28 protein-coding genes are annotated in these 26,433 nt (G+C 70.4%); 21 read left to right on the forward strand and 7 right to left on the reverse strand.

The features are described 5' to 3' along the window. The first annotated feature begins 263 nt into the window (after positions 1 to 263). From rplM to R4I43_RS15405, 10 genes are all read left to right on the forward strand, one after another. The gene (gene rplM / locus R4I43_RS15360) at positions 264 to 710 is read left to right on the forward strand and encodes a 50S ribosomal protein L13 (protein WP_132624452.1); all 447 of its coding nucleotides are present in this window, start codon (positions 264 to 266) and stop codon (positions 708 to 710) included. Between the two features lie 8 nt (positions 711 to 718). Further along, positions 719 to 1,204, forward strand: a complete 486-nt coding sequence (gene rpsI, locus R4I43_RS15365) for a 30S ribosomal protein S9 (protein WP_324266374.1) — start codon at positions 719 to 721, stop codon at positions 1,202 to 1,204. Positions 1,205 to 1,442: 238 nt separating this feature from the next. Continuing rightward, complete coding sequence (gene glmM, locus R4I43_RS15370) at positions 1,443 to 2,777, forward strand: phosphoglucosamine mutase (RefSeq protein WP_324266286.1); 1,335 nt, start codon at positions 1,443 to 1,445, stop codon at positions 2,775 to 2,777. 51 nt (positions 2,778 to 2,828) lie between these two features. Then, positions 2,829 to 2,990, forward strand: coding sequence for a hypothetical protein (locus R4I43_RS15375; protein ID WP_324266287.1), 162 nt, complete (start codon positions 2,829 to 2,831; stop codon positions 2,988 to 2,990). 7 nt (positions 2,991 to 2,997) lie between these two features. Next, entirely contained in the window at positions 2,998 to 3,120 is a 123-nt protein-coding gene (locus R4I43_RS15380; RefSeq protein WP_324266288.1) for a hypothetical protein, read from the forward strand. A 69-nt stretch (positions 3,121 to 3,189) separates the two neighbouring features. Then, positions 3,190 to 3,453: a hypothetical protein gene (locus R4I43_RS15385; RefSeq protein ID WP_324266289.1), complete on the forward strand. Its 264-nt coding sequence runs from the start codon at positions 3,190 to 3,192 to the stop codon at positions 3,451 to 3,453. A gap of 66 nt (positions 3,454 to 3,519) precedes the next feature. After that, on the forward strand, positions 3,520 to 3,768 hold the full coding sequence (locus tag R4I43_RS15390) for a hypothetical protein (protein ID WP_324266290.1): 249 nt from the start codon (positions 3,520 to 3,522) through the stop codon (positions 3,766 to 3,768). A 255-nt stretch (positions 3,769 to 4,023) separates the two neighbouring features. Continuing rightward, positions 4,024 to 4,230: a hypothetical protein gene (locus R4I43_RS15395; RefSeq protein WP_324266291.1), complete on the forward strand. Its 207-nt coding sequence runs from the start codon at positions 4,024 to 4,026 to the stop codon at positions 4,228 to 4,230. After that, positions 4,230 to 6,836, forward strand: a complete 2,607-nt coding sequence (locus R4I43_RS15400; RefSeq protein WP_324266292.1) for a hypothetical protein — start codon at positions 4,230 to 4,232, stop codon at positions 6,834 to 6,836. The genes R4I43_RS15395 and R4I43_RS15400 overlap by 1 nt, the downstream gene beginning before the upstream one ends. After that, positions 6,833 to 7,417, forward strand: a complete 585-nt coding sequence (locus R4I43_RS15405) for a hypothetical protein (RefSeq protein WP_324266293.1) — start codon at positions 6,833 to 6,835, stop codon at positions 7,415 to 7,417. Before R4I43_RS15400 ends, R4I43_RS15405 begins: the two co-directional genes overlap by 4 nt. A gap of 42 nt (positions 7,418 to 7,459) precedes the next feature. Here the strand turns inward: R4I43_RS15405 and R4I43_RS15410 are convergent, their stop codons facing one another. After that, a complete protein-coding gene (locus R4I43_RS15410) occupies positions 7,460 to 8,164 on the reverse strand; it encodes a hypothetical protein (RefSeq protein ID WP_324266294.1) in 705 nt (234 codons plus the stop codon). A 52-nt stretch (positions 8,165 to 8,216) separates the two neighbouring features. Continuing rightward, positions 8,217 to 9,050 carry a dienelactone hydrolase family protein gene (locus R4I43_RS15415; protein WP_324266295.1) on the reverse strand — a complete coding sequence of 278 codons (834 nt, stop codon included), beginning with the start codon at positions 9,048 to 9,050 and terminating at the stop codon, positions 8,217 to 8,219. A gap of 102 nt (positions 9,051 to 9,152) precedes the next feature. On the opposite strand from R4I43_RS15415, the gene glmS reads away from it, so the two are divergent. The 6 genes from glmS (at position 9,153) to R4I43_RS15445 (ending at position 16,294) form a co-directional block, all read left to right on the forward strand. Then, positions 9,153 to 11,015 carry a glutamine--fructose-6-phosphate transaminase (isomerizing) gene (gene glmS, locus R4I43_RS15420; RefSeq protein ID WP_324266296.1) on the forward strand — a complete coding sequence of 621 codons (1,863 nt, stop codon included), beginning with the start codon at positions 9,153 to 9,155 and terminating at the stop codon, positions 11,013 to 11,015. Positions 11,016 to 11,165: 150 nt separating this feature from the next. Continuing rightward, positions 11,166 to 12,689 carry an NAD(P)H-hydrate dehydratase gene (locus tag R4I43_RS15425; protein WP_324266375.1) on the forward strand — a complete coding sequence of 508 codons (1,524 nt, stop codon included), beginning with the start codon at positions 11,166 to 11,168 and terminating at the stop codon, positions 12,687 to 12,689. Between the two features lie 147 nt (positions 12,690 to 12,836). Next, the gene (alr, locus tag R4I43_RS15430) at positions 12,837 to 13,988 is read left to right on the forward strand and encodes an alanine racemase (protein ID WP_324266297.1); all 1,152 of its coding nucleotides are present in this window, start codon (positions 12,837 to 12,839) and stop codon (positions 13,986 to 13,988) included. Between the two features lie 127 nt (positions 13,989 to 14,115). Further along, positions 14,116 to 15,210, forward strand: a complete 1,095-nt coding sequence (locus tag R4I43_RS15435) for an alpha/beta fold hydrolase (RefSeq protein ID WP_324266298.1) — start codon at positions 14,116 to 14,118, stop codon at positions 15,208 to 15,210. Continuing rightward, positions 15,207 to 15,680, forward strand: coding sequence for a tRNA (adenosine(37)-N6)-threonylcarbamoyltransferase complex ATPase subunit type 1 TsaE (gene tsaE, locus R4I43_RS15440; protein WP_324266299.1), 474 nt, complete (start codon positions 15,207 to 15,209; stop codon positions 15,678 to 15,680). The genes R4I43_RS15435 and tsaE overlap by 4 nt, the downstream gene beginning before the upstream one ends. Further along, on the forward strand, positions 15,677 to 16,294 hold the full coding sequence (locus tag R4I43_RS15445; protein ID WP_324266300.1) for a DedA family protein: 618 nt from the start codon (positions 15,677 to 15,679) through the stop codon (positions 16,292 to 16,294). The genes tsaE and R4I43_RS15445 overlap by 4 nt, the downstream gene beginning before the upstream one ends. A 107-nt stretch (positions 16,295 to 16,401) precedes the next feature. Here the strand turns inward: R4I43_RS15445 and R4I43_RS15450 are convergent, their stop codons facing one another. Continuing rightward, complete coding sequence (locus R4I43_RS15450) at positions 16,402 to 17,175, reverse strand: IclR family transcriptional regulator (RefSeq protein ID WP_324266301.1); 774 nt, start codon at positions 17,173 to 17,175, stop codon at positions 16,402 to 16,404. Positions 17,176 to 17,402: 227 nt separating this feature from the next. Here R4I43_RS15450 and aceB point away from each other — a divergent pair, with 227 nt between their 5' ends. The 4 genes from aceB (at position 17,403) to R4I43_RS15470 (ending at position 22,803) form a co-directional block, all read left to right on the forward strand. Next, on the forward strand, positions 17,403 to 18,989 hold the full coding sequence (aceB, locus tag R4I43_RS15455) for a malate synthase A (RefSeq protein WP_324266302.1): 1,587 nt from the start codon (positions 17,403 to 17,405) through the stop codon (positions 18,987 to 18,989). Positions 18,990 to 19,111: 122 nt separating this feature from the next. Next, complete coding sequence (locus tag R4I43_RS15460; protein ID WP_407691251.1) at positions 19,112 to 20,296, forward strand: DUF6986 family protein; 1,185 nt, start codon at positions 19,112 to 19,114, stop codon at positions 20,294 to 20,296. 287 nt (positions 20,297 to 20,583) lie between these two features. After that, positions 20,584 to 21,645, forward strand: a complete 1,062-nt coding sequence (locus tag R4I43_RS15465; RefSeq protein WP_324266304.1) for a protein phosphatase 2C domain-containing protein — start codon at positions 20,584 to 20,586, stop codon at positions 21,643 to 21,645. A 54-nt stretch (positions 21,646 to 21,699) separates the two neighbouring features. Next, positions 21,700 to 22,803 (forward strand): alcohol dehydrogenase catalytic domain-containing protein, encoded by a 1,104-nt coding sequence (locus R4I43_RS15470; RefSeq protein WP_324266305.1) that lies wholly within the window; start codon positions 21,700 to 21,702, stop codon positions 22,801 to 22,803. A gap of 29 nt (positions 22,804 to 22,832) precedes the next feature. On the opposite strand, the gene R4I43_RS15475 is transcribed toward R4I43_RS15470, so the two are convergent. Continuing rightward, positions 22,833 to 23,492, reverse strand: coding sequence for a DUF742 domain-containing protein (locus R4I43_RS15475; RefSeq protein ID WP_324266306.1), 660 nt, complete (start codon positions 23,490 to 23,492; stop codon positions 22,833 to 22,835). Positions 23,493 to 23,676: 184 nt separating this feature from the next. Between R4I43_RS15475 and R4I43_RS15480 the strand changes: the two genes are divergently transcribed. Next, positions 23,677 to 23,997: a hypothetical protein gene (locus R4I43_RS15480; RefSeq protein WP_324266307.1), complete on the forward strand. Its 321-nt coding sequence runs from the start codon at positions 23,677 to 23,679 to the stop codon at positions 23,995 to 23,997. Here the strand turns inward: R4I43_RS15480 and R4I43_RS15485 are convergent. The 3 genes from R4I43_RS15485 to R4I43_RS15495 form a co-directional block, all read right to left on the reverse strand. After that, positions 23,994 to 24,908, reverse strand: a complete 915-nt coding sequence (locus R4I43_RS15485) for a serine/threonine-protein kinase (protein ID WP_324266308.1) — start codon at positions 24,906 to 24,908, stop codon at positions 23,994 to 23,996. The two genes, R4I43_RS15480 and R4I43_RS15485, sit on opposite strands and share 4 nt — an antisense overlap. Positions 24,909 to 25,253: 345 nt before the next feature. Continuing rightward, the gene (locus R4I43_RS15490) at positions 25,254 to 26,132 is read right to left on the reverse strand and encodes a S8 family serine peptidase (RefSeq protein WP_324266309.1); all 879 of its coding nucleotides are present in this window, start codon (positions 26,130 to 26,132) and stop codon (positions 25,254 to 25,256) included. Positions 26,133 to 26,144: 12 nt separating this feature from the next. Continuing rightward, positions 26,145 to 26,309, reverse strand: coding sequence for a hypothetical protein (locus R4I43_RS15495; RefSeq protein WP_324266310.1), 165 nt, complete (start codon positions 26,307 to 26,309; stop codon positions 26,145 to 26,147). Between the last annotated feature and the right edge of the window lie 124 nt (positions 26,310 to 26,433).

Genomic DNA, 26,433 nt, shown 5'->3' on the forward strand with positions numbered 1-26,433 from the left:
CGATCTGCCAGGTCAGAACCTCGAATTAGCAACCGAGGACCCGTTTTGACCGGGCCAGAAGCCACCAAGTACCCTTATTCTTTGTTGTGCGGTGCGCGGCTGCAGTTCGCGCCAGCGGAACGGACTCGCCAAGCGAGTCGCGGTCCCGGCGGCGGTACTGGCGGACGTGCCGGTTCCACGAGAAGACCTCGTGCGGACCGACCGGCGTGATCGAGACGGGCTCCGCACTGAGATTCCGACGCGAACGACGACGAGGTAGACCCGTGCGCACGTACAGCCCGAAGCCCGGCGAGGTGACCCGCGCCTGGCATGTGATCGACGCCGAGGATGTGGTGCTCGGCCGGTTGGCAACTCAGGCCGCGACGCTGCTGCGCGGCAAGCACAAGCCGACCTACGCGCCGCACGTCGACACCGGTGACTTCGTCGTCATCATCAACGCCGAGAAGGTGGCCCTCACCGGTAACAAGCGCGAGCAGGCGTTCCACTACCGGCACTCCGGGTACCCGGGTGGTCTGCGCAAGCAGTCCTTCGGCCAGGTGCTCGACTCGCACCCCGAGCGGCTGCTGGAGAAGGCGATCAAGGGCATGCTCCCGAAGAACAAGCTCGGCCGGGCCATGGGCAAGAAGCTCAAGGTCTACGCCGGTCCGGAGCACCCGCACCAGGCCCAGAACCCGCAGGCGTTCGAGATTAAGGCGAAGGTCGAGAAGTGACTGACGAACTGCAGCAGGAAGAGGCAGTGACCGCTGCCGCGGAGGAGACGGTCGAGGCCGTCGCCGCTGACGAGACCCCGGCTCCCGCCCCCGTTCCGGTTCCGGCCGGTGGCGCGGTTCAGACCGTTGGTCGCCGCAAGGAAGCCGTGGTCCGCGTCCGGCTGGTGCCGGGCAACGGCGGCTTCAAGCTCAACGGCAAGACCCTCGAGGACTACTTCCCGAACAAGGTCCACCAGCAGCTCATCAAGGAGCCGCTGGTCACGGTCGAGCGCCTGGAGAACTTCGACGTGCTGGCCACCCTGCGCGGTGGCGGCCCGTCCGGCCAGGCCGGTGCGCTGCGCATGGCGATCGCCCGTGCGCTGACCGCCTTCGACTCGGAGGACCGCCCGGCGCTGAAGAAGGCCGGCATGCTCACCCGTGACGCGCGGGAGAAGGAGCGCAAGAAGTACGGCCTTAAGAAGGCCCGCAAGGCGCCGCAGTACAGCAAGCGCTGACGCGAACCCCAGCATCACCTGCGGGAGCAGGTTCGCCCGACCAGGGCGGGCCTGCTCCCGCAGTCGTTTCGGGGCAGATGTCGGTCCCTACCCGAACTGTCCGGTCAAAACGGACGTTGATCATGGGCAGGTCCGGTTGGAACCGCCCGCTCGCGCACGGGGGACGCGTGGAGTGCCCTAAGGCCGGTTGTGCGACGCTTGTCCCACCGGTCGCAGACACGAGGAGGACTTGCTGCTGATGGCTCGGTTGTTCGGCACCGACGGTGTGCGCGGATTGGCCAACGGCGATCTCACGCCCGAGCTGGCGATGTCGGTGAGCTCCGCCGCCGCTCGCGTGCTCTACGACCGGGACGACTCCCGGCGCCGGGTGGCGCTGGTCGGTCGTGACCCTCGGGCCAGCGGCGAGATGCTCGAAGCCGCCGTCGTGGCGGGCCTGACCTCGGCGGGCGCGGACGTCCTGCGCATCGGCGTCCTCCCGACCCCGGCCGTGGCCTACCTGGTCAAGGAGCTGGGTGCGGACATCGGCGTGATGATCTCCGCCTCGCACAACCCGATGCCCGACAACGGGATCAAGCTCTTCAGCGCGGGCGGCAACAAGCTGCCGGACGCCCTCGAGGACGAGATCGAGGCCCGCCTCGCCGAGCAGGTCGAGCGGCCCACCGGCGTGCACGTCGGCCGCGTCCGCGACGTCCCCGACGCCCTCCGCCGCTACACAGACCACCTGCTCATGGCCGCTCCGCACCGGCTCGACGGGCTCAAGGTCGTCGTCGACTGCGCCAACGGCGCCGCCTCCGAGGCCGCACCGGACGCCTACCGCCGCGCGGGCGCCGAGGTCGTGGCCATCAACGCCGCGCCCGACGGCATCAACATCAACGACGGCGTCGGCTCCACCCACCTAGAGGTGCTGCAGGCCGCAGTGGTCGAGCACGACGCCGACCTGGGCATCGCCCACGACGGTGACGCCGACCGCTGCCTGGCCGTGGACGCCGCGGGTGAGGCCGTCGACGGCGACCAGATCATGGCGATCCTCGCGGTCGCGATGCACGAGTCCGGCGAGCTGGCGGAGGACACGCTGGTCGCGACGGTCATGAGCAACCTCGGCCTGCACCTGGCCATGCGCGAGCAGGGCGTGTCCCTGCGCACCACGGCCGTCGGGGACCGCTACGTCCTGGAGGAGCTGCGCGCCGGCGGGTACTCGCTGGGCGGCGAGCAGTCCGGGCACGTCGTGCTGCCCGGTCACGCCACCACCGGCGACGGCCTGCTCACCGCGCTGCGCCTGATGGGCCGCGTCTCGGCCACCGGCAACCCGCTGTCGTCGCTGGCCAAGGTCATGCGCCGGCTGCCGCAGGTGCTGATCAACGTCCGGGTCGCCGACAAGGCCGCCGCCGTGGTCGCGCCCGAGGTCACCGCCGCCGTCGCGGAGGCCGAGGTCGAGCTGGGCGAGACCGGCCGGGTCCTGCTCCGCCAGTCCGGCACCGAGCAGCTGGTCCGCGTCATGGTCGAGGCCGCGAGCGAACAGGACGCGCAGGACATCGCGGACAGACTGGCGAAGATCGTCTCCGCTATCCGGTGATCTTTGTGATTTGGGTCTCCACGGAGGTCGATTCTGTGAGACCCTGCTCACATGGGTGCCATCGTCGTCGCCATAGTTGTCGGGCTCATCGCTGTCGGGCTCGTTGTCGGAATCATCGCGCTCGGCGCGCTGATGCTCGGAGCGCTCAAGGCTGTCAACGCAGCCCACGAGGGCCGCTCCTGGTACGTCAACCGCAGGCATCACAAGGTGTGAGGTTCCGATGCGCCTCCTCGGTGACCTCTGGGCGGTCCTGATCGTCCCCCTGGTGTGCATGCTCCTGGGCGCACTCGTCTTCGCCGTCATCCTCGCCCAAGGCTGGGGCCTGCACACCCTCGTCCACTGAGCCCCGCCCCACCAACCCCGCGCGTCCGATAGGTTCGCGGGGCAATAGTGGTTGACGAGGATAGGTGCAATGCTGGTGAGTTTCGTGCCGTTGTTGATCGGGCTGGTGATCGGCGGAGGCCTCGGCTTCCTCGTGGGTTTCCTGGTGTTCCGCAAACGCCCAGTTCAGAAGGGCTATCCGCAGGCTCCGCAGGCGTGGGGCACCCAGCAGCCGCCGCAGCAGCCCGTGCAGCCTCCTCAGCCGTGGGGTCAGCTTCCCCAGCTGCCCCAGCAGCAGTGGGGCCACCAGCAGCCCCCGCCGCAGCAGGGCTTTGGCCAGCACCCGCCGCAGTGACGTGACGAGGAAGGTCACCCGCTGATCCGACACGGCTCGCGGGCGTGGCCTGGCATGATGCGGCACATGGTGCGCCCGCTCATTGGAATCGTCCTCTTGCTGCTGGTCGTGGGGGCGATCACGTTGGTGATCGTTCTGGTCAAGCGGAAGAACAAGCAGCCTCAGCAGCCCTACGGCCCGCCGCAGCAGTGGGCTCAGCAGCCTCCCCAGCAGTGGGGACAGCAGCCGCCGCAGCAGCAGTGGGGACAGGCGCCGCAGCAACCCCCGCAGCAGTACCCGCCGCAGCAGGGCTTCGGCCAGCACCCGCCGCGCTGACGCCTTCGCGGATGCAAGCACCTCTGCCGTTCCGGCCTCCTGGCGGCGCAATCCTGCGAAGATGAGGAACCAGAGAGTCTTGGTTCGCGTCGGCACCTGTGCTTGAGCGCCGCATGAGCGACGGCGGGTTCCTTGGATGGAGGGGGAAGGGTGACCGGGTTCGGGGCTAACGCCGGTGAGTTCTCATCGGTAGGTGGAAGCATTCGTGCGGCGGCGGATCCTGTCCGCGATCAGCACAGCAAGAACATCGCCGACATGGGGATGGGGCAGGCCGACTTCGGCAAGGCCCACGGCGAGAACTTCCAGCCCTACCAGCAGGCGATGGACAAGATCTCCAAGTGCGTCGCGAGTCTCGCCGACGGCATGGACGACTTCGCCGGAAAGCTGGAGAAGACCGGGTCCGGCTACACCTGGTCCGACGCCGACGCGGCCAGCACCGTCGGAAAGTCTGGGGGTAACTGATGGGCGACGAGTCCAATCTCCCCGCATGGGAAAACGTCAAGAAGGTCCTCGACGACCCGAACGTTTCGGATGAGAAGAAGCGTCAACTCGCGCTGGATTACGCCGGTGAAGACGATGCTGGCTATTTCGGCATGCGCGACGAAATCGAGCCCTACCTGGACAAGTACGACGATGGCTATTCGCGCGTCGTCTTTGGCGAGGGCTTCACGACCACGGATGCAGAAGCCGACCTTCGGGAGTCTTACAAGGCAGCGAAGGACGAGGGGGACAAGGCCTCGAAGGCTGAGAAGGAGCACGACCAGGCCGTCAAGGACGGCAAGGGGAAGCTCGAGGACGTCAAGCGCAAGTCCGAGAACGGCGAGAACGGCGGCGCCGGCGCGAAATCCGGGGACGAGCTGCTCGACGCGGGCAAGCCGGGGCTGAGGTTCTTCGAGACCTGGGTGCCGCTCTACGAGAAGATCGAGAACGACTACAACGACAAGAGCAAGGTCCCGAAGCTCGACAAGATCAAGGAACACTACGACGAGCAGCGGCAGCTGAACTTCGACAAGTTCGCCAAGAACATCGACGATCTCGAAAAGGCCGAAAAGGGCATGCGGGACTCGATGCAGACCATGTCCGACAAGCTCGGCGGCTTGTGGAAGAGCTGGACCGGTGGCGCGTCCGATGCTTCGCAGGACTTCTTCTCGTCGAAGTTCACCCCGACCGCGCAGGAACGCGTGATCCAGACCGTCAGCGACGGCGCGTCGGCGACGAAGGACACGCTCAAGGCCGTGTCGAAGATGATCCAGGAGAAGGCCAACGCCGCGCTGGAGCTCGACAAGTTCTCCGATCGCATCGGTGAGAAAGCCGAGCAGGACTGGGACACCACCATCAAGGTGGCCAACGACACCGAGGACGACACCCTCCTGCGCGAGGCCTGTTCGATCTGGGGCGTCCCAATCGAAGAAGACTGCGGCGACTTGTCCGACGAGGCCAGGGACAAGATCAAGAGCGAGTGCCACAAGGCCGTCCGCCAATCCTTCGCGAAGCAGGTCGAGGACACCTGTCATTCGTTCGTGAAGATGTGCGACGACACCAAGAAGAACATCAACGACGCCTGGAAGAAGCTCAACGACGAGTTGGGCAAGGCCGAGCCGAACCCGTTCAAGAATCCGGGGCCGGCCGACAAGGGCGGTGACCAGAAGCCCGGCGGTCAACAGCAGCCCGGCGGCCAACAGGGCGCTGGTGGTGGCGCCGGAGCAGGTGGCGGTGCGGGCGCTGGTGGTGGCGCTGGAGCCGGCGCAGGCGCAGGCGGCGGTGCTGGAGCCGGTGCGGGGGGTGGAGCCGGAGCCGGCGGGATGCCGCCCACGCCGGAAATGCCGAAGCCACCGGAAATGCCGGAGGTGCCCGGCATGCCAGGGCAGGGCGGCCCAGGCGGTCCTGGCACGCCCGGCGGCGGGGGCGAGAAGGTCACCCTCGGGCAGGGGCAGAACGCCGTGACGGTCCAGGAACCCGGCGCCGACGGCAAGACTCAGGTGCAGTTGACCGGACCGGATGGCCAGCCCAAGGCCTACGCGGTCGACTTCGGCCAGGGAGCACCGGGCCAGATGCCGGGACAGCCCGGCGCCGGACCGGTTCCCGGAGGCGTGCAGACCATGCCCGCACCAGGGCAGATGCCGGGTGCGCAGGGTGGTCCCCAGCCGATCCCGGTTCAAGCCGGACCGGACGGGCGCGCGGTCATCCACGAAGGCGACCGCACCATCACGCTGGAGCAAGGCCCCGGCGGCGAGATGAAGGTCAACGTCGACAACGGCGGTGGTCAGCCTCCGCTGAACCAGACGATCAACTTTGGTGATGAACCACCGCAGCCGCCCACCCTCGGCGGTCCGGAAGGTGCGCCGGCCGGCGGGGGGATCGTTGGCGGCCCCTACCCCGCGGAACCTCCGCAGGGCGGATTCCCGCCTCCGCCGGCTGAGCCCGTGCCGGGTGGCTTCCCGCCGCCTCCTCCTGCTGAACCCGTCGCTCCGGCCGCACCTCCGCCTCCGCCTGCACCTGACCTCGCAGGAGCGGGTGCGGGCAACGGCTTCACCACGATCCCCGCGCCCGACACGAGCGGGTTCACGACCATGCCCGCGGCGGATCCGAGTGGCGGTCCGGTTCCAGGAGCTCCGGCGGCGACGACCGCGCAGGCTGCGGGGGTCGGAACGTCGGCACCTGGTGGCGACGGGGTGCAGAACTCGTTCGGGAGCATGTCCGGAGACCTCTTCGGTGGCCAGGACCAGCCGAGCCCAGTGCCGGGAGGATCCGCCGGTCTGTCCTCGCTCGGTGGCGACCCGGCAGGCGGGCAGGCGCAAGGCGCCGGCTCCACAGGCCTGTCCTCGCTCGGCGGCGACCCCACCGGAGGTGGCCAGCCGGGCGGTTCTCAGAGCGGGCAGGGCTCGGCCGCGATGGGCGGCGGCATGATGGGCGGAATGATGGGTGGTGCGCAGGGCGGCCAGCAAGGCGGCGAGCAAGAGCGCACCAACGACAGCCCGTGGCGCACCCAGGGTCAGCTCTTCGACGACGGTGTGGACGCCTCGAACGTGCGCTTCCGCTCGGTGCTCGGTGAGGACAGGGAGCAATGACCGGAATCAGCGAGAACGCCAAGGCCTTCCGCAACTCGATGGAAGGCCTGGTGAAGGACAACTCGGCGAGCGTTCGTGCCGTCGAGCAGAGCTGGGCCGATTCCGCGAAGTCCGCGGACAAGTCGGCGCAGGAGACCACGGAGAAGGGCCAAAAGCTCGTGGAGCGGATCCGCGAGCGCGCCGAGAACCTCCGTCGCGCGGACGAGAAGTCGGGCGTGCAGGAGATCGCGGTCGGCGAAGAGCCCGAGGCCCAGGACGAGGACCCGGAGGTCGAGCGGTTCTCGCAGGAGCTCTACTCGGCGCAGAAGAGCAAGGCCGAGGCGCTCGCCGCAACCACTGCGCAGGCCGCCGAACCGGAAGCGCCGCAGCACGGTGCCTACGCTCAACCAGCGACCGCGCCGCAAGCTCCACCGGCGGACAACGGGTGGAACGTCCAGGCCGGTCGCTTCGGGCGGCGGAACCCGCAACCTCCGCCGCCTGCCGCTCCGAAACCGCCCGCGCCACCGAAGCCCGCTCCGCGACGGCAGCAGCCGGCGTTCGACGACGACGATGACTACGAGAACCAGAGCTGGTTGCGCTGAACGCATTCCGGGCCGTGATCCGCTGGATCACGGCCCGGTTCGTCACTGCTGCGGATACCCGCCCGGCGGCTGCGGACCCGGCTGCTGCGGCGGATACCCGGGCTGCTGCGGCGGGTAGCCCGGCTGCTGAGGCGGGTAGCCGTAACCGCCGAACTGCACTGGTGTCTGGTTGAATGCGCCGCCTGCTCTGGGCTTGAGCGACTTCCGCACGGCTGGCAGGAAGGCCAGCACCGTGACGACCAGGCCGGGGAGGAAGGTTGCGATTCCGGCGAACGGCAGCAGGGCCTCGGCGATTGTGTCCCCGTACTCCGGTTCCATCTCCATCAACCTGAAGACGATGTCCCAGATGAGGTTCGCCAGGAGCAGGATGGAACCGCCGAGCAGTACGAACGGTGACACCCACAGCCGAAGGATCAGCAGGACGCCTCCCGTGATCAAGGCGAGCCCGCCGGTCAGGCACAGCAGAAGGCCGGGGAGCGAGTCGAGTCCGTCGATCGCGACGTAGATACCAGCGACGATTGCGATCGCGGCGGTGACGATCCCGACGACTCGACCTGCCCCACCGCTCTGCGGCTGCTGGGGATGTCCAAGTTGCTGTGGATATCCTTGTGGATAACTCGCCTGGGGCTGCGAATGAGCAGGTTGTTGCGGGTATCCAGGCTGCTGTTGGGGAAAGCCTTGCTGCTGTGGATAACCCTGCTGCGGGTATCCCGGCTGCTGGCGGTGGGGCGGGTGCGGCGGCGTCATGAGCGGGATTCTCCCGCATCCGATCAGTGGTGCGGGAGTGTTCCGCACAGCTCTACGCGGCGAGTTTTCCGTGGGTGTTGACCTGGTCGATGGTGCTGCCCTTGATGTTCTCGTTGAGCAGGAGGTCGCCTCGGCGGTCGTTGGCGAGGGCTCGGAGGAAGAACGCCGTGAGCAGGCCCTTGGTGATGCGCTGGGTGTTGTACTCGGGCTTGCCGTGCAGCAGGAGCTGGGACCAGTGCGCGCCCTCGGTGAAGCCCAGGTGCGTGGCCTTCTTGATGGTGCGCAGCTGCACCGGGCCGCCCCAGGCGCGCGAGATCGGTTCGGCGTTGGCCACCGGTGGTGTCAGCAGGTCTTCGGCGGCGGCGAGGTGCAGGGCGGGGGCCGTGACCTTCGCGGCGGCCTCCAGGGCTGACGGGTGGGTTTCCGCCGCGGCGAGCGTGGCGACCGCCTTGATGCGCGGGTCCTCGGCCGTGGCCAGGACGGCGCAACCTCCGCCCATCGCGTGACCGGCGGCGCCGAGCTTCTTCTCGTCGACGCTGATCTTCCCGTCGCCGAGCCGGACGCCGACGGCGATGTCCAGCGCGGTGCGCATGTCCTCGGCGTAGAGGCGGTGGGAGGCCAGCGGGCCGTGCTGGGTCGCGGGCGAGACCACGACGATGCCCCAGCTCGCCAGGTGCCTCATCAGGTTCAGGTAGCGGCGCGGCGGCTGCAGCCAGCCGTGCCCGAACACGACCGCGGGCAGGCTCGTCCCCTCCCGCGGGGTGCAGACCATGCCGGGCAGGCCGACCAGTGCCAGGTCGCCGTGCAGCACGTCGTGCGGGCCACGACGGGACAGCTCGACGAACGCGTGCTTCGCGGAGGGCAGCTTCTTGGCTTTGCGCGCCATAATCGACAACCGTAGCGGATCTACGCGCACGCGCGCGGTAGTGATGTGGGTCGCCAGGGCTCCATCATGTTCCGTTCGACCGGAATGGCTACCCTGACTCGCGTGTGCGGCATCGTAGGTTACGTAGGACATCGCCAGGCGCTCGAAGTCGTGCTGGGCGGACTCCGGCGACTCGAGTACCGGGGTTACGACTCGGCAGGCGTGGCGCTGCTCGACGGCGAGGGCAGCCTCGCGGTGGAGCGAGCGGCCGGAGCGCTGTCGAACTTGGAGAAGAAGCTCGCCGGGGGCGAGGCCTCCAAGTTCGAGGGCAACGGCGGCATGGGACACACCAGGTGGGCGACCCACGGTGCACCCACCGACCGCAACGCCCACCCGCATCGGGACACCTCGGGCCGCGTCGCGGTGGTGCACAACGGCATCATCGAGAACTTCGCCGCGCTGCGGGCCGAGCTGGAGGCCGACGGCGTCGAGATGGCCAGCGAGACCGACACCGAAACCGCCGCGCACCTGGTGTCCGCGGCCTACTCGGCCGGACCGACCGCCGGTGACCTCACCGCCAGCGCCTGCGCCGTTGCGCGACGCCTCGAGGGCGCGTTCACGCTGGTCGTGACGCACGCCGACGAGCCGGGCACGATCGTGGCGGCCCGGCGTTCCTCGCCGCTGGTCGTCGGCGTCGGCGAGGGTGAGCACTTCGTGGCCTCGGACGTGGCGGCGTTCATCGAGCACACCCGCGACGCGGTCGAGCTCGGCCAGGACCAGGTCGTGACCATCACCCGCGACGGCTACCGGGTCAGCGACTTCGACAACGTCGAGGTCGAGGCCAAGCCGTTCCGCGTGGACTGGGACCTCTCGGCCGCCGAGAAGGGCGGCCACGACTACTTCATGCTCAAGGAGATCGAGGAGCAGCCCGAGGCGCTCGCCGACACCTTGCGCGGCCACTTCGCGAACGGCCAGATCGTCCTCGACGAGCAGCGGCTCACCGAGCAGGACCTGCGCGACATCACCAAGGTGTTCATCGTCGCCTGCGGCACCGCCTACCACTCGGGTCTGCTCGCCAAGTACGCCATCGAGCACTGGTGCCGCATCCCGGTCGAGGTCGAGCTGGCCAGCGAGTTCCGCTACCGCGACCCGGTCCTGGGCCGCGACACCCTGGTCGTGGCGATCTCGCAGTCCGGTGAGACCGCCGACACCCTGGAGGCCGTGCGGCACGCGCGGACCCAGCGGGCGCGGGTGCTGGCGATCTGCAACACCAACGGCGCGCAGATCCCGCGCGAGTCCGACGCGGTGCTCTACACCCACGCGGGCCCGGAGATCGGCGTGGCCGCCACCAAGACGTTCCTCGCGCAGATCGCGGCGAACTACCTGGTGGGGCTGGCCCTGGCGCAGGCGCGCGGCACGAAGTACTCCGACGAGGTGGCGCGCGAGTTCGACGAGCTCGCCGCGATGCCGGAGGCGGTGCGCAGCACGCTGTCGACCGTCAACCAGGTCCGCAAGCTCGGCCAGGAGCTGTCGGACTCGAAGGCCGTGCTGTTCCTCGGCCGGCACGTCGGCTACCCGGTGGCGCTGGAGGGCGCGCTCAAGCTCAAGGAGCTCGCCTACATGCACGCCGAGGGCTTCGCCGCTGGTGAGCTCAAGCACGGCCCGATCGCGCTGATCGAGGACAAGCTGCCGGTCGTGATCGTGATGCCCTCGCCGACCGGGCGGGCGCTGCTGCACGCCAAGATGGTGTCCAACATCCGCGAGATCCAGGCCCGCGGCGCGCGCACGATCGTGATCGCCGAGGAGGGTGACGAGGAGATCAAGCCCTTCGCCGACGAGCTGATCTCGATCCCCTCCGTGCCGACGCTGCTGCAGCCGCTGGTGTCGACGATTCCGCTGCAGGTCCTGGCCGCGGAGATCGCGCGGGCGCGCGGCTACGACGTCGACAAGCCCCGGAACCTCGCGAAGTCCGTCACGGTCGAGTGATGTCCGGTGACGCGATTTCAATGGAAGTCCGGTCCCTGATTTCCATTGAAATCGGTGACGCGGTTTCCGTTGAACTCGCGTCACCCGCCGGGTGATGGCTGGCTGGGGCACACTGTCGGCGGATCTTGTGGGTCGGCGAGAGGGCTCGTGATGCAGGGCGTGTGGACTCCTGACCAGGTTCGGGCTGCCGAGCAGCGGTTGTTCGCCCGGACACCGGAACCGGTCGTGATGCGCCGCGCCGCCTACGCGGTGGCCGGGCAGTGCGCGCGGGTGCTGACCGAGCAGACCGGCGGAGTCGCCGGGCGGCGCGTCGCGCTGCTGGTCGGGGCCGGGAACAACGGCGGCGACGCGCTGTGGGCGGGAGCGTTCCTGCGGCGGCGCGGCGTCGGTGTCACGGCGGTGCTGCTGGCGCCGGAGAAGGCGCACGCGGCCGGGCTCGAAGGGCTCCGCCGCGCCGGTGGCCGGGCCGTGCCCGCCGAGGGCGCCAACGCCGACACCGCCGGGATCGGCGCCGAGGCCGCCGACGCGCTGGAACGCGCCGACCTGGTCATCGACGGGATCGTGGGCCTGTCGGCGCGCGGTCCGCTCCGGCCCGTCGCGGCCGAGCTGGTGCGCCGGGTGATCGTGCCGATCGTGGCGGTGGACCTGCCCAGCGGCGTCGACCCGGTGACCGGGGCCGTCGAAGGGCCCGCGGTGTCGGCCGACCTGACCGTCACCTTCGGCGGGCTCAAGCCCTGCCACGTGCTCGGCGCCGGGGCGGTGCGCTCCGGCGAGGTCACCGCGGCCGGCGTCGGCATCGCCGATGAGCTGCCAGAACCGGAGTTCGCGCTGCTCGACGCCGCCGAGATCGGCGAGGGCTGGCCGATCCCCGGCCCGGAGGACGACAAGTACAGCACCGGGGTCGTCGGCGTCGCCGCCGGTTCGGCGACCTACCCGGGTGCGGCGGTGCTGACCACCGGCGCGGCCGTGCGGGCCACCGCCGGGATGGTGCGCTACGCCGGGCACGCCGCCGACGAGGTGCGCGCCCGCTGGCCCGAGGTCGTCGCGACCGGCTCCGTCGGCGACGCGGGGCGGGTGCAGGCGTGGTCGGTGGGGCCCGGCATCGGGCTCGGTTCGAGCGGCCGCGACGTGCTGCGGTTCGTGCTCGAATCCGGCCGTCCGGTGTGCGCCGACGCCGACTCGATCACGCTGCTCGCCGACGACGACACCATGTGGGACTCCCGGGACCCCGACGCGCCGCTGGTGCTGACGCCGCACGCGGGCGAGTTCGCCCGGCTGGCGGGCGAAGGCCTGGGCGCGGACCGGGTCACCGCGGCTCGCGAGGTCGCGGCCCGCTGCGACGCGTTCCTGCTGCTCAAGGGCAACACGACGGTCATCGCGGCCCCCGACGGACGGGTCCTGGTCAACGACGCCCGCCAGGCGTGGCCGGCCACGGCGGGCTCCGGGGACGTGCTCACCGGCCTGATCGGCGCCCTGCTCGCCACCGGCGTCGAACCCCTGCTGGCCTGCGGTTACGCGGCCCACGTCCACTCGCTGGCCGCCGAGCTCGCCGCCCACGGAACCAGCGGCGACGGCCCCCGCTCCGAAGCCGGAGCCCCCATCGGCGCCTCGGCCCTCCTCGACGCCGTCCCGCACGCCATCGGCGCGGTCCGGGACGCGGCCCTGCCCTCCTGACTCCGCCCGAAAATCGGCCGGCTTCCACACGATGGTGGGATGTCGCGTGGGAGTGGGCGGCCCGAGGCGTCCCTTCGGTGCGTTGAGCTGGGGAAAGGCCACGTCGGGCGAAGGGTGGGATGGCTGATGTGGGACCATGACCAGGCCATGAGTGACCAGCACGTGTACCGCGCCGACCTGCGGATTGACGTCGATGCGATCCGCCACAACGTCCGGGTGCTCGCGGGCCGTGCCGCCCACTCCGGTGCGCGGACGATGGTGATCGTCAAGTCCGACGGCTACGGCCACGGAGCCCTCACCGTCGGGCGGGCCGCGCTGCAGGCCGGTGCCGACCGGCTGGGTGTGGCCTCCCTCGGCGAGGCGCTGCAGCTGCGCGAGGGCGGGATCACCGCACCGGTGCTGTGCTGGCTGTTCACCGAGGCCGACGAGTTCGGCCCGGCGATCGACGCCGACATCGAGCTCTCGGCGTCGTCGCAGGCCACGCTGGCCCGCATCGTGGCCGCCGCCGCTGCGCAGGACCGGGTCGCGCGGGTGCACCTCAAGATCGACACCGGGTTGGCGCGCAGCGGCTGCCCCGCCGAGCTGTGGCCCGCGCTGGTCGAAGCCGCCGCGAAGGCCGAGGCCGCCGGACACCTCCGCGTCGAGGCCGTGTGGTCGCACCTGGCCTGCGCCGACGAGCCCGGCCACCCGTCGATCGACATGCAGGCCGAGCGCTTCCACCGCGCCTACGAGCAGGCGCGAGCCGCCGGGCTCGCCCCGGTCCGGCACCTGGCCAACTCCGCCGCCGTGCTCACACGGCCCGACCTGCACTTCGAGGTGGTCCGCCCGGGCATCGCCGTCTACGGGCTCGACCCGGTTCCGCAGGCCGGCGACCACGGCCTGCGCCCGGCCATGACCTTCCGCTCGTCGGTGTCCCTGACCAAGCGCGTTCCCGCAGGTGAGAGCGTGTCCTACGGGCACTCGTGGACCGCGGAGAAGCCCACCAACCTGGCGCTGGTGCCGGTCGGCTACGCCGATGGCGTGCCGCGCAGCCTGTCCGGCCGCATGGAGGTGTGGCTGGCGGGACGTCGCCGGCCGGTGCGCGGCCGGGTGTGCATGGACCAGCTGGTCGTGGACTGCGGCGACGACGAGGTCGTCGAAGGGGACGAGGTGATCGTCTTCGGCGCCGGTGACCTGGGCGAACCGACCGCCGCCGAGTGGGCCGATCAGCTCGGCACCATCCACTACGAGATCGTCACCGGCATGTACCGGCCGCGGGTGACGCGCACGGTCGTCGACTCCGAGCTGGAGGAGTCATGACCGAAAAGCGGCATTCCAGGCGGAATCGCACCGCGCGAGTGGGGCGCAGCACACATAGCGGTGTGCAACCGGCACTGCGTTCTGTAACGATCTTCACGTTCCGCCGCCGGAACCGAGTGGAGGCGACGTGAAACCGGTGTGGCAGGCATTGGCCTGGACGAGCGGGGTGATCGGGGCCGCGGTCACCGGCGCCGCCGTGGGCGTGGCCGCGCACAGCACGCGCGCCGCAGTGCAGCGCAAGGGCGACGAGGCGTTCGTCGAAGAACCCCTCGGCAGGCTGCAGCCCGACCGGCAGTCCACCGTCGCCGCCGACGACGGGGTCCCGCTGTCGGTGCAGGAGATCGGGCCCGCCACAGGTGGTGAACCCGCGCTGACCGTCGTGCTCGTGCACGGTTTCGCGCTGGACTCCCGCTGCTGGCACTTCCAGCGCCGCGACCTGCCCGAACTGCTCGGCCCCAAGGTGCGGCTGGTGCAGTACGACCAGCGCAGCCACGGCCGCTCCGGTCACTCCAGCAAGAAGAACAGCACGATCGACCAGCTCGGCCGCGACCTCGACGCCGTGCTGCGCGCCGCCGCTCCCCGCGGCCCGATCGCGCTGGTCGGCCACTCGATGGGCGGCATGACGATCATGGCGCTGGCCGAGCAGAACCCCAAGCTGTTCGCCGACCGGGTCCGCGCGGTGGCGCTCATCGGCACCTCCGCGGGTCAGCTCGGCGAAGCGGGACTGCCGCGCACCTGGCTGTCCCGCGCCAACCCCGTGCCGCGCGGGCTCGCGCTGCTGTCCGAGCTCAACCCGGGCCTGGTCGAGCGCACCCGCAAGATGGGCGACCGGCTGGCGTGGAGCATCATCCGCGCGCTGTCCTTCGGGGACCGCAAGGTGTCCCCGGCCGTGGTGGACCTGATGGCTGAGATGATCGGCGCCACCACCGTGGAGGTCGTCACCGACTTCCTCGAAACGATCAGCCTGCACGACCGCAAGAAGGCCCTGGCGGCGCTGAACACCTGCGAGGTGCTGGTGCTCAGCGGCGATGTCGACAAGCTCACGCCGTTCTCCCCGCACGCCGAGGTGCTCGCCGGGGAGCTGCCGGACGCGACGCTGGTCAAGGTCGAGGGCGCCGGGCATCCGGTGATGCTGGAGCGCCCCGACCTGGTCACCAACGAGATCGTGGCGATGCTGCGGCGCGCCACCGGCATGAAGTTCAAGAAGGGGACCGGGAGTTGAGTGCCGCGCTGAAGACCGTGGAACTGCCGCAGGAGTCCGACACGCTGGAGTTCGGTCGTCGGCTCGGCGCCGCGCTGCGCGCCGGCGACCTGCTGCTGCTGGACGGGCCGCTGGGCGCCGGTAAGACCGTGCTGACCCGCGGCATCGCGGCAGGCATGGGGGTGACCGGCAGGATCACCTCGCCGACGTTCGTCATCGCCCGCGTGCACAGGCCGGAGACCGACGGGCCCGCGCTGGTGCACGTCGATGCCTACCGCCTCGGCGGGCTCGAGGAGATCGACGACCTCGACCTGGACACCGACCTCACCGACGCCGCCGTGGTGGTGGAGTGGGGCGAGGGCCTGGCCGACCAGCTCTCCGACACCCACCTGATGGTGCGGTTGCGCCGCCGCGAGGACGACGTCCGCGAACTCACCCTCGAACCGCGTGGTGAGGGCTGGCCGGAGCGGCTCGGCGAGCTCACCGGGTGACGGAATTCCTGGCCGGGTTCCCCGGTCTGCTCGCGCTCGCGATCGCCGCCGTGGTGCTGTTCGCCGAATCCGGGCTGCTCATCGGCGTTTTCCTGCCCGGATCGGGCACGGTCCTGGCGCTGGGCTGGCTGGCCGGGCACGGTGCCCTGCCGGTCTGGGCGGCGGCGCTGGTCGCGTCGGCGGCCACGATCGCCGGTTGCCAGCACGGCTACTTCCGCGGTGCCCACCCCGGCGTGCTGAACCGGCGCCTGGCCGAGCGGGTGGGCGAGGCTCGCATGAAGCGCGTCGAGTCCGCCCTGGACGGACGAGCCGGGCGGACCACCGCGATCTGCCAGTGCTTCGCGGTCGTCCGCACCCTCGTCCCCCGCCTGGCGGCCCGCTCCGGCATGCCCCACCTGCACTTCACCGCCTGCAACGCCCCGGTCGGCGCCGTCTGGGGAACGGGCCTGGCCCTCCTCGGCGCCTACTCCGGCGAGGCCTACGAGCGAGTCCAAACGGCAACGGGCCTGCTCGGCCTGCCGCTGGTGGCCCTCGCCGCGTTGGTCCTCGGCCTGGTCTGGTGGTCCCGTCGTCGTCGCGATTTCAAGGGAAGTCGTGGTCCTGACTTCCATTGAAATCGTGCTTCCGACTTCCATTGAAATCTGGAAGACCCCTCGATGAGGTGACCTTCGGGCCCGTGGGTGCGGGAGGGCACCTGGTCAGGTGGTGAGGGGGCTCGTGGTCAGGCGGTGGCTCTGAGCTCGGTGGAGAGGTCCTTGGCGAGGCGCTGCATGAGGGGGATGACCTCGTCGGTGGCGATGCGGGTCATGCGGCCTTCGGGGCCCGAGATGGAGATGCCGGCGCCCGCCGGGGCGCCCGGGACCGCCACGGCGTAGCAGCGGACGCCGACCTCCTGCTCGCCGTCGTCGATGGCGTAGCCCTGCTCGCGGATGCGGCCGAGCTCCTCCTGCATCGCCTCGACGTCGGTGATGGTGCGCTCGGTCTGCGGGTTCATCGCCGTGCGCGACAGCAGTTGGCTGACCTCGTCGGCGGGCATGGTCGCCATGACGGCCTTGCCGACCGCCGTGGCGTGGGCGTCGACCCGGCGTCCGACCTCGGTGAACATCCGCATCGAGTGCGGTGAGGGGACCTGCGCGACGTAGACGATCTGGGCGCCGTCGAGCACCGCCATGTTCGCCGACTCGCCGGTGACCTCGGTCAGCTCGGCCAGGTACGGCCGCGCCCAGGAGCCCAGCGCGCGGCTGGCGGTTTCGCCGAGGCGGATCAGCCGCGGCCCCAGCGCGTACCGCCGCGAGGGCTGCTGCCGGGCGTATCCGCTGTTCACGAGGGTCCTGATGATGCGGTGGATGGTGGGCAGCGGCAGTCCGGACTTCTCGGCGAGCTCGGACAGGGCGACCTCGCCGCCGGCATCGGCCATCAGCTCCAGGAGCTCGAAGGTGCGCTCGACCGACTGCACCCCTCCGCCCTGGTTCGCCCGCCGTGGGCCAGTCGTCATCGCAGAACTCCCTCTTCCGGATCCAGCAGAAGTCTAGTTCGTGGTGCGTGCGCAAGCTCATGTTGCTTTTGACGCTATGTGGAAACTAACATCCACGATGCAGAATTTCATGCAGATGTTCTCCGGTTGTGACGGACCTGCTCGCGGGTGCGCGCCGGCTCGTCACGCGGCAAGGTGAGCCATCAGCCACCGTCTGATATCCGGCAGCAGAAAGAGGTGGACGATTCATGTCCGAAACGGCAGGGGTGAAGGTCCTCGGCGGCGCCGTCGAGCGCGGCGACGAGATCCTCACCGCCGAGGCGCTGCAGTTCGTGGCCAGCCTGCAGCGGGCCTTCGGTGCGCGGCGCGATGAGCTGCTCGAACGTCGCAAGCAGCGTCGTGCGGAGGCCGCTGAGAAGGGGCGCTTGGACTTCCTCGAGGAGACCAAGCACATCCGCGAAGGTGACTGGCAGGTCGCCGCGCCGCCGGCCGACATCGCCGACCGCCGCGTGGAGATCACCGGTCCGACCGACCGCAAGATGGCCATCAACGCGCTGAACTCCGGCGCCAAGATCTGGCTGGCCGACCTGGAAGACGCCAACACCCCGCACTGGGACAACGTCGTCTCCGGTCAGGTCAACCTCTACGACCTCGTCCGCAAGCAGATCGAGCTGCACGTCCCGGGCGGCAAGTCCTACACGCTGCGCGACGACGTCACCCACGCGGTGCCGCTGGTGCGCCCGCGCGGCTGGCACTTCGACGAGAAGCACATCGAGGTCGACGGCAAGCCGGTCGTGGCCGCGCTGGTCGACTTCGGCCTGCACTTCTTCCACAACGCCCGTGAGCTCATCAACCGCGGCAGCGGCCCGTACTTCTACCTGCCGAAGATGGAGAGCCACCTCGAGGCGCGGCTGTGGAACGACGTGTTCACCCACGCGCAGAAGGAACTGGGCATCCCGCACGGCTCGGTGCGCGCGACGGTGCTGATCGAGACCTACCCGGCCGCGTTCGAGATGGAGGAGATCCTCTACGAGCTGCGCGACCACTCCGCGGGTCTCAACGCCGGTCGCTGGGACTACCTGTTCAGCGTCATCAAGACCTTCCGCGACTCCGACAAGTACATCCTGCCGGACCGCAACGCGGTGACCATGACCGCGCCGTTCATGCGCGCCTACACCGAGCTGCTGGTGAGCACCTGCCACAAGCGCGGTGCGTTCGCCATCGGCGGCATGGCCGCGTTCATCCCGACCAAGGACGACTCCAACGCGGCGGCGATGGACAAGGTCCACGCCGACAAGAAGCGCGAGGCCGGCGACGGCTTCGACGGTTCGTGGGTCGCGCACCCGGGCCTGGTGCCGATCTGCTTCGAGGAGTTCGACGCGGTCCTCGGCGACAAGCCGAACCAGATCGACCGCAAGCGCGAGGACGTCAACGTCACCGCCGACCAGCTGCTCGCCGTCTCGGAGACCCCCGGTGAGAAGACCATCGAGGGCCTGCGCGGCGCGGTGGACGTCGGTGTTCGCTACATCGTGTCCTGGCTCGGCGGCAACGGTGCGGCGGCGATCCACAACCTGATGGAGGACGCCGCGACCGCCGAGATCTCGCGTTCGCAGATCTGGCAGTGGCTGCACAACAACGTGCAGCTGGCCGGTGGCCAGACGGTGACCCTGGAGCTGGTCCGGGAGACCCTGGCCGACACGGAGAAGGCGCTGCGCGGGGAGGCCGGTTTCCCGACCGAGAACCTCTCCCGCGCGGTTGAGCTGTTCGAGCAGGTGGCGGTGGCCGACGACTTCGTCGACTTCCTGACGCTGCCCGCCTACGAGCAGATCGACTGAGTTGTCATCGCGGGGGTACCGGACAAGCCGGTGCCCCCGCTTTGTCTCTAGGGAGGGTGCAAGTGGCTGAAACCTCGTTGGATTCCGCGGAAGTCGCCCGGCGGCTCGCTTGTTTATCCACTGTGGACGAGCACATGGCGCGGACGTACCCGGGTGCTCGTTCCGACCTGCAACCGGTGCACACCTGCTACGTGCCCGCGGACCGGGTGCACGAGAACGTGCTGCGGGACTGGGCCGATGAGGCCTTGGCGGCGCTCGACGAGCACGCGGCCACACCCTCCCGGCTGGCCGAGATCCTGGGGCTGACCTCGGAGATCGCCGAGGCCGTGCACCCCAGGGTGCGGGCCAAGCTGGCCGGATCTCCCGTGCAGGACCTGCGGATCGACTTCGAGGACGGCTACCGCGCCAACGCCGAGGACGACGACGCGGTGCGCACCGCCGGGGTCGTGGCCGACTGGTTGCGCGACGGCGTGGCGCCGACCGACTTCGGGTTGCGCGTGAAGTCCTACGACATGCCTGAGCTGCGCGAACGCTCGGTCCGGACGCTGGACGTGTTCCTGACCGCGCTGCTGGCGCGCACCGGGGGTGTGCCGGACGGGTTCGTGCTGACCTTCCCGAAGGTCGTCGACGTCGCGCAGGTCGAGGTGTTCGTGGAGATCCTCGGCTTGCTGGAGCAGCGGTTCGGGCTCGACGAGGGCACGCTGCGCTTCGAGATCCAGGTGGAGACCACTCAGTCCATCGTGGACTCCGAGGGCCGGTTCGCGCTGCCGCGCTTCCTGCGCGCCGGGGCCGGGCGGGTCACCGGGCTGCACTTCGGCACCTACGACTACACCGCGTCCTGCGGGCTCACCGCCGCCCACCAGCACCTCGCGCACCGCGCCTGCGACTACGCGCGGCACGCCATGCAGGTCGCCGCAGCGGGCACGGGCGTGTTCCTCTCCGACGGCTCCACCAACGTGCTGCCGGTCGGCGACCAGGTCATCAAGGGCTGGCAGACCCACTACGAGCTGGTGCGGCGTTCCCTGGCGCACGGCTTCTACCAGGGCTGGGACCTGCACCCGGCGCAGCTGGCGACCCGCTACGCGGCGGTGTTCGCGGCCTTCCGCGACTCGGCACCCGCCGAAGCGGCCCGCCTCGCCGCCTACACCGGCACCGGCTCCGCCGAGGTCCTCGACGAACCCGCCACGGCCCGCGCCCTGGCGGCCTCCTTCGTCCGCGCCCTCGACAACGGCGCCACCGACGCCGACGAGGTCAAGACCCTCACGGGCCTAGCAGAACCCGACCTCCGCTCCCTCGGCCGCCTCTGACCCCGAGCGTTCCCCGGATTACGGCGGTATTCGGACCCCCGATTACCGCCGTAATCGGAACCCGGGTTACGGCGGTAATCGGGGCCCGGGTTACCGCGGCCTCGCAGAACCCGACCTCCGCTCCCTCGGCCGCCTCTGACCCCGAGCGTTCCCCGGATTACGGCGGTAATCGGGGCCCTGAATACCGCCGTAATCGGGGTGGGGAGACTCCGGTCGTCGGGTATGTGGGTCGGAGGGGTTCCGCGTGTTGTTGACTCTTCCCCGCGGTCAAGGCTCATGCTCGTGGTGTGAACGAGCTGTTGAGCATCGGGGAGTTCTCGGCGCAGTGCGGGTTGTCCGCGAAGATGCTGCGCTCCTACGCCGCCGTCGGGCTGTTGCTGCCCGAAGCGGTCGAAGCTTGGTCGGGGTACCGCTACTACTCGACCCGCCAGCTGCAGCGGGCCCGCGTCATCGCCCTGCTCCGGCAGGCGGACGTCCCGGTGGACGACATCGCGCGCTACTTCGCCGACCCGAGCGCTGAGCAGTGGGAGCGCTGGGACCGCGAGATCGTGGAGTCCTCCGAAGCGCGCCGGAAAGCCCTGGCCGAGGCCCGCGCGGACCTCCTCGCCGATGTCGCCCCAGCAGCCCCGCCGAGGAAGGGAACCGCTGTGACCAGCACACTCAACTCCGGAGCCAGCACGCACACCGGCGGCCGGGAGAGCAACCAGGACGCCACGCTCGTCGCCGAGGAGCTGTTCGCGGTGGCCGACGGCATCGGCGGCTTCTCCAGCGGTGACGTCGCCAGCAGGCTGGCTCTCGACACCCTGGAGCGCGCCTTCGCCGCGGACCGGACGATCGCCGGACTGCTCGACGCAGCGCGGCAGGCCAACGAGGCGGTGTGGCGGCGAGCCCACTCCGACGGGACGTCGATGGGCACCACCGCGGTGGCGCTGGCGATGACGACCGACGCGGGCGCGGTGGTGCTCAACGTCGGCGACTCCCGCCTGTACCGGCTGCGCGACGACCGCCTGGAGCAGCTCACCCAGGACCACACGGTCCCCGCCGAACTGCTGCGCGCCCACCAGGTCACCGACGAGCAGGCCCGCAACCACCCGCACCGGCACGTGCTGACCAGGGCGATCGGCGTCGGGCCGGAGGTCGAGGTCGACCACGCCGGCGCGTCGGTCAAACCGGGAGATCGCCTGCTGCTGTGCACCGACGGGCTCTACAACACCCAGGGCCCCGAGGAGCTCAAGGCGCTGCTGAGCTCCGACTCCGACCCGCAGCAGACCTGCGACCGGCTGGTCGAGGCCGCCCTCGCCCGCGACGTCGACGACAACGTCACGGCTCTCGTGCTCGACGTCGGCTGAGGGGTTGCCCGGGCGGGTTCGGTGTGTGGGGATGGGGGTGGAAGGAGTGTGCGCATGGAGATCCGGGGTGCGGTGCTGCAGGAGTGCGGGCGTTCGGGGCCGTGGGAGGCCACGAAACCGCTTGCGGTGACCGAGGTCGAGCTGGACGAGCCCGGTCCGGGCGAATTGCTGGTGCGGATGGAGGCCGCCGGGGTCTGCCATTCCGATCTGTCCGTTGTGGACGGCAATCGGGTGCGGCCGGTGCCGATGCTGCTGGGTCACGAGGCCTGCGGCCTGGTCGAGCGGATCGGACCCGGGGTGACCGATGTTTCGGCCGGGCAGCGCGTGGTGTTGTTCTTCGTGCCGCGGTGCGAGGAGTGCGAGGCCTGCCAGGCCGGCGGCAAGCGGCTGTGCACTCCGGGGTGGGCGGCCAACGGCGCCGGAACCCTGCTGTCCGGGCAGCGCCGGCTGAGCTGGGGCGGCCGCGAAGTGCACCACCACTGCGGGGTTTCCGGTTTCGCCACGCACGCCGTGGTCGACCGCCACTCGCTGGTGCCGGTGCCCGACGACGTGCCGCCGGACATCGGCGCGCTGCTGGGCTGCGCCGTGCTCACCGGTGGCGGGGCGGTGAAGAACGCGGCCGCGCTGCAGCCCGGCGAGGACGTGACCGTCGTCGGCATCGGCGGGGTCGGGATGGCTGCGGTGCTGGTCGCGAAGGCCCTCGGCGCGGGCAGCGTCACCGTCGTCGACCCCCTGGAGGGCAAGCGGGAGCGCGGCCTGCAGCTGGGTGCGACCGAGGCGCTCGGCCCCGACGAGGCCGTCGACCGCGGGCACCGCAGCGACGTGGTGATCGACGCCAGCGGCAACGCCCGCGCGTTCGAGACCGCCGTCCAGGTGACCGCTCCCGCCGGGCGCACGGTGTCGGTCGGCCTGCCCTCGCCGGACGCGCGCGCCAGCATCTCGCCGTTGGCGCTGGTCAGCGAGACTCGCACGATCGTCGGTTCGTTCCTGGGGTCCGGGCTGCCGCAGCAGGACATCCCGGAGTACGCCGAGCTGTGGCGCGCGGGCAAGCTGCCCGTCGAGGAGCTCGTCTCCGGCACGATCGGCCTCGACGAGATCAACCACGCGATGGACGAACTCGCCTCCGGCCGAGCCATGCGCCAGGTCATCCGGTTCTAGAGGCTGGTCGGTACCGGCTGGAATGGGGCCTAGAGGCGGCGGAGCCCTTCGAGGACGCGCTCCAGCAGCGCCTGGCTCGGGGCGGTGCTGGAGGTGCTCACGGTCTCGTGCGCGGTGACCGCGCCCGAGCCCGCCATGTCGGCGATGAGCACCCGCACGACGCCGACCGGGAGCGACAGCGCGGCCGCGACCTCGGCCACCGACCGGGGCACCACGCACAGCCCGGCGATCGTCCGCCACTCCGGCGGGCGATCGCCGAGCGGGCAGCGCCCGGTCGTGGAGATCAGCGCTTCCAGCGGTAGCGACAGCGTCGTCCGGGTGCGGCCCGCGGTGTGCGCGTAGGGGCGGATCATCGAGGCGGGCGGCTCGTCCCAGTCGCTCTCCGGACGCCGCAGCGGCGCCGGAGGCCCGGGCTCGATCGCCGCGGGCGGTTCGGGTTCGGGCTCCGGTGGAGGTGGAACCGGTTGCGGTGCTTCGGGTTCCGCGCGATCGCGGGTTCCCTCGACTTCCCGCTTCCAGCGGCGGCGAAGCGACGGCGAGCCGAACCTGGCGCCCGTGAGCTCGACGATCGAGTCGTCGTCCCCGGCCGGGAGATCCGCCTCCTCGGACTCCGCTTCCTCCCACACGTCGCGCATCGCTGCCGAGCCGAACCGCGCCCCCGTTCGTCCGACGACGCCCTTCCTGCTCACCGCCGCGACCCTGGGATGCGGAGAGTGTCCACGCTGAACTCCCTGTGATCAACGAATCCGACAGTCATCAAAAGTACGGACATCGGAGCCGGTGATCGTGACGCAGGCGTTCCGGTCATGTGCAGAGCGTGTTAACGGTGATGCCGGGCAGACTGTCGGCACGACCACGTGAGAGGGGTGCGAGATGCAGGACGACGTGCTGCGGGAGCTGGCCGATCGGCTCGGCGACCACCAGGTCTTCGGAGAACCCGTGCGGCAGGGCGACACGACGCTGGTGCCCGTGGCCTCCGTGCGGGTCGGCGGCGGCCTGGGCGGCGGTGGCGCGGAAGGAGCGGGCGGCGGAGGCGGAGTGGTGGCCCGGCCGGTCGGAGCCTTCTCCGTCAACGCTGACGGAGCCGTCGCCTGGCATCCGGCGGTGAACGTCAACCGGATCGTCTGGGGAGGACAGCTCGCCCTGGCGACGGCCGTCGTGGCCTGCTCGATCGCCTTCCGGCGCCGCCGCTAGGTGCCGATGGACTGGGGGTCCATGCCGGACCACTCGACGAGCTTGGCGGAGACCTCCGCGATGCTCGGCCGCGACTTCGGGTCCGGTGTCAGGCAGGCGTCCACGGTGCGCGAGAGCGCCGCGGGCAGCCGCCGGTGGGTGCGCAGCGGGGCGGCCTGCTCGTCGCGCTGCGGGTAGTAGCGGCTGCCGCCGGTGGTGCGTTCCCGGTGCGACGCCGAGGCCCACGGCGTGGTGCCCGACAGCGCCTCGTACAGCGTCACACCGAGCCCCCAGACGTCGGCGGCGGGTGACATCCGCTCACCCCGGGCCTGCTCCGGCGAGAGGTAGTCGAACGTGCCCGCCGAGCTCTTCTCACCGATCCGGCACACCAGGCTCAGGTCGAGCAGCACCGCCCGGCCACCGATCTCCACCACGTTGGACGGTTTCACGTCCAGGTGGACCCAGCCGTGCCCGTGCAGGTAACCGAGCACCGAGCACAGCTGGATGCCCAGCACCGCGGCGTCGACCGGCCGGAGCCTGCTCAGCTCGCCGATCAGGTAGCTCAGGGTGTGACCGGGCAGCGTCTCGGTGATCACCACCGGGCGCTCCGGTTCGGCGCTGCGCACGATCTCGTAGCCGCGCACCAGGTGCGGGTGGGTGAGCTGGGTGAGCAGCACTCCTTCGTTGCGCAGCCAGGCGATCGCGCGTTCGTCGGTGGCGCGCTCGGGCCGGATCGTCTTGGCGATGCAGCGGCAGGACCGCTGCTCGCTCCACACGTCGTAGACGTCGAGCCTGCTGCCGCGCCGCAGGTGGTCGACGACCCGGTAGCCGGAGGCGAGGGAGTCGCCGGGCGCCAGCGGCGCACCGGTTGGTCCCCAGTTCTGCTCCGGCTCTCCGTAGTAGTAGGACGAGGTCAAGGAATCGATCAACACCGCTGGGGTCAGCTGTGACTGCGGTGGCGACGGCGGTGGTCGCTGCTGTCGTGCCGGCGACGGCGGTGGTCGTCGCTGCTGCCGTGACGGCGGTGGTGGTGATCGCTTCCGCGCGAATGGTGCTGCTTCGCCGGGGACACCATCTGGAACAGCTTGGAAAGGTCCACTGCACACTCCCGAATTTCATGATCATTTGGGTTACTCGGCGGCAACCCATCGGACCATTCTTCCGTAGATCGAGTGGCTGATGCGACCGGTTTCGAATGAAAAGCGCTTCGGGCAGCGAATGAAGAACCGCGGCTGGTAATAGCGAGAACTACTACCAGCCGCGGTTTCGGGGGAGGGTCAGCCCTGGAAGGCCACCGCGGCCGCGGCATCGACGATGCCGTAGCCGTACACGGGGTTGTAGACCCCGCGCAGACCGGCGACCGGGGTGCGCGCCGTGGAGATCAGCGCGTCCTCGACACCGGCGGCGTCACGTCCCTGCGCGCCCAGCAGCGCGGCGACCCCGGCGACCTGCGGGGCCGCCATCGACGTCCCGGCGAGGGCGTCGTAGTCGGCCTGCCCGCACTCCGGCCTGCCCGTCCCGCGCGGAACGCTGGACCAGACGTCGCCGTCGCAGTCGCCCAGCGACGAACCGCCCGGGGCCGAGACCGCCCGGAGGTTGAGCTTGACGCCGAGGTTGGAGTACACCGCGTGCATCTCGTCGGCGTCGGTGGCCGCCACGCACAGCGCGCCCTGCTCCCAGGACGGGGTGTCGCACAGCGGCGCCGTCTCGTTGCCTGCCGAGGCCACGACGACCACGCCCTTGTCCCGGGCGTAGGCGATGGCCTCCTTGGTGGCCGACTGGACGCCCAGCAGGGTCAGCACCTGGATGCCCGGCTGGGCTCCCAGGCTCAGGTTGATCACGTTCGCGCCGTGATCGGCGGCGTAGCGCACGCCCGCCCCGATCTCCTCGAACGTGCCGGAACCGTTCTCCAGCGCCTTGATCGGCATGATCTTGGCGTCCGGTGCGACACCGGCGCCGCCGACGCCGTTGCCCGCGGCCGCGGCCGCGATCCCCGCGACGTGCGTGCCGTGCACGTCGGATTCCTGCCCGACGCCGTCGGCGCCGGTCCAGTCACCGTTGCCGCAGGGCGCCGGGCCTCCGCCGCAGGAGAAGGTGGCGCCCGGGACGAGCTTCCCGCTGAACTCGGGATGCCCGAGGTCGAGGCCGGTGTCCACCACCGCGATGGTCTACCCGGAGCCGGTGCTGCTCGCCCAGGCCTCCGGGGCGTGCAGTTGCTGCAGTCCCCACTGCTTCTCGGTCAGCGGGTCGCCGGCGGCGGCTCCGGCGCTCGCTTGCGTTGCCACCAGTGATAAGCCGACCAGGCTCGTGGTGATCAGGGTCCGCATCCGCATTGCGACTCCCATGTGTTGGTGCGGCATTTCGGGGATCAACGAGCCCGGTCGGCAATAGTTTCCCGCGCAACCGTGATTGCCTCCGATCACCGAGGCAGGTTCCTTCGGCTGGAGCAATGCGGAA

The organism is Saccharopolyspora mangrovi, from assembly GCF_035320975.1.
Lineage (GTDB): Bacteria > Actinomycetota > Actinomycetes > Mycobacteriales > Pseudonocardiaceae > Saccharopolyspora > Saccharopolyspora mangrovi.

Bases quoted from the DNA above. Each gene is read 5' to 3' on its own strand.
- R4I43_RS15415 (WP_324266295.1), bottom strand. From the start codon at position 9,050: ATGGCGCGCAAAGCCAAGAAGCTGCCCTCCGCGAAGCACGCGTTCGTC.
- R4I43_RS15380 (WP_324266288.1), top strand. From the start codon at position 2,998: ATGCGCCTCCTCGGTGACCTCTGGGCGGTCCTGATCGTCCCCCTGGTG.
- R4I43_RS15390 (WP_324266290.1), top strand. From the start codon at position 3,520: ATGGTGCGCCCGCTCATTGGAATCGTCCTCTTGCTGCTGGTCGTGGGG.
- R4I43_RS15470 (WP_324266305.1), top strand. From the start codon at position 21,700: ATGGAGATCCGGGGTGCGGTGCTGCAGGAGTGCGGGCGTTCGGGGCCG.
- alr (WP_324266297.1), top strand. From the start codon at position 12,837: ATGAGTGACCAGCACGTGTACCGCGCCGACCTGCGGATTGACGTCGAT.
- R4I43_RS15450 (WP_324266301.1), bottom strand. From the start codon at position 17,175: ATGACGACTGGCCCACGGCGGGCGAACCAGGGCGGAGGGGTGCAGTCG.
- R4I43_RS15385 (WP_324266289.1), top strand. From the start codon at position 3,190: ATGCTGGTGAGTTTCGTGCCGTTGTTGATCGGGCTGGTGATCGGCGGA.
- R4I43_RS15375 (WP_324266287.1), top strand. From the start codon at position 2,829: ATGGGTGCCATCGTCGTCGCCATAGTTGTCGGGCTCATCGCTGTCGGG.
- glmM (WP_324266286.1), top strand. From the start codon at position 1,443: ATGGCTCGGTTGTTCGGCACCGACGGTGTGCGCGGATTGGCCAACGGC.
- R4I43_RS15495 (WP_324266310.1), bottom strand. From the start codon at position 26,309: ATGCGGATGCGGACCCTGATCACCACGAGCCTGGTCGGCTTATCACTG.
- R4I43_RS15410 (WP_324266294.1), bottom strand. From the start codon at position 8,164: ATGACGCCGCCGCACCCGCCCCACCGCCAGCAGCCGGGATACCCGCAG.
- R4I43_RS15405 (WP_324266293.1), top strand. From the start codon at position 6,833: ATGACCGGAATCAGCGAGAACGCCAAGGCCTTCCGCAACTCGATGGAA.
- R4I43_RS15400 (WP_324266292.1), top strand. From the start codon at position 4,230: ATGGGCGACGAGTCCAATCTCCCCGCATGGGAAAACGTCAAGAAGGTC.
- R4I43_RS15480 (WP_324266307.1), top strand. From the start codon at position 23,677: ATGCAGGACGACGTGCTGCGGGAGCTGGCCGATCGGCTCGGCGACCAC.
- aceB (WP_324266302.1), top strand. From the start codon at position 17,403: ATGTCCGAAACGGCAGGGGTGAAGGTCCTCGGCGGCGCCGTCGAGCGC.
- R4I43_RS15395 (WP_324266291.1), top strand. From the start codon at position 4,024: ATGGGGATGGGGCAGGCCGACTTCGGCAAGGCCCACGGCGAGAACTTC.
- R4I43_RS15425 (WP_324266375.1), top strand. From the start codon at position 11,166: ATGCAGGGCGTGTGGACTCCTGACCAGGTTCGGGCTGCCGAGCAGCGG.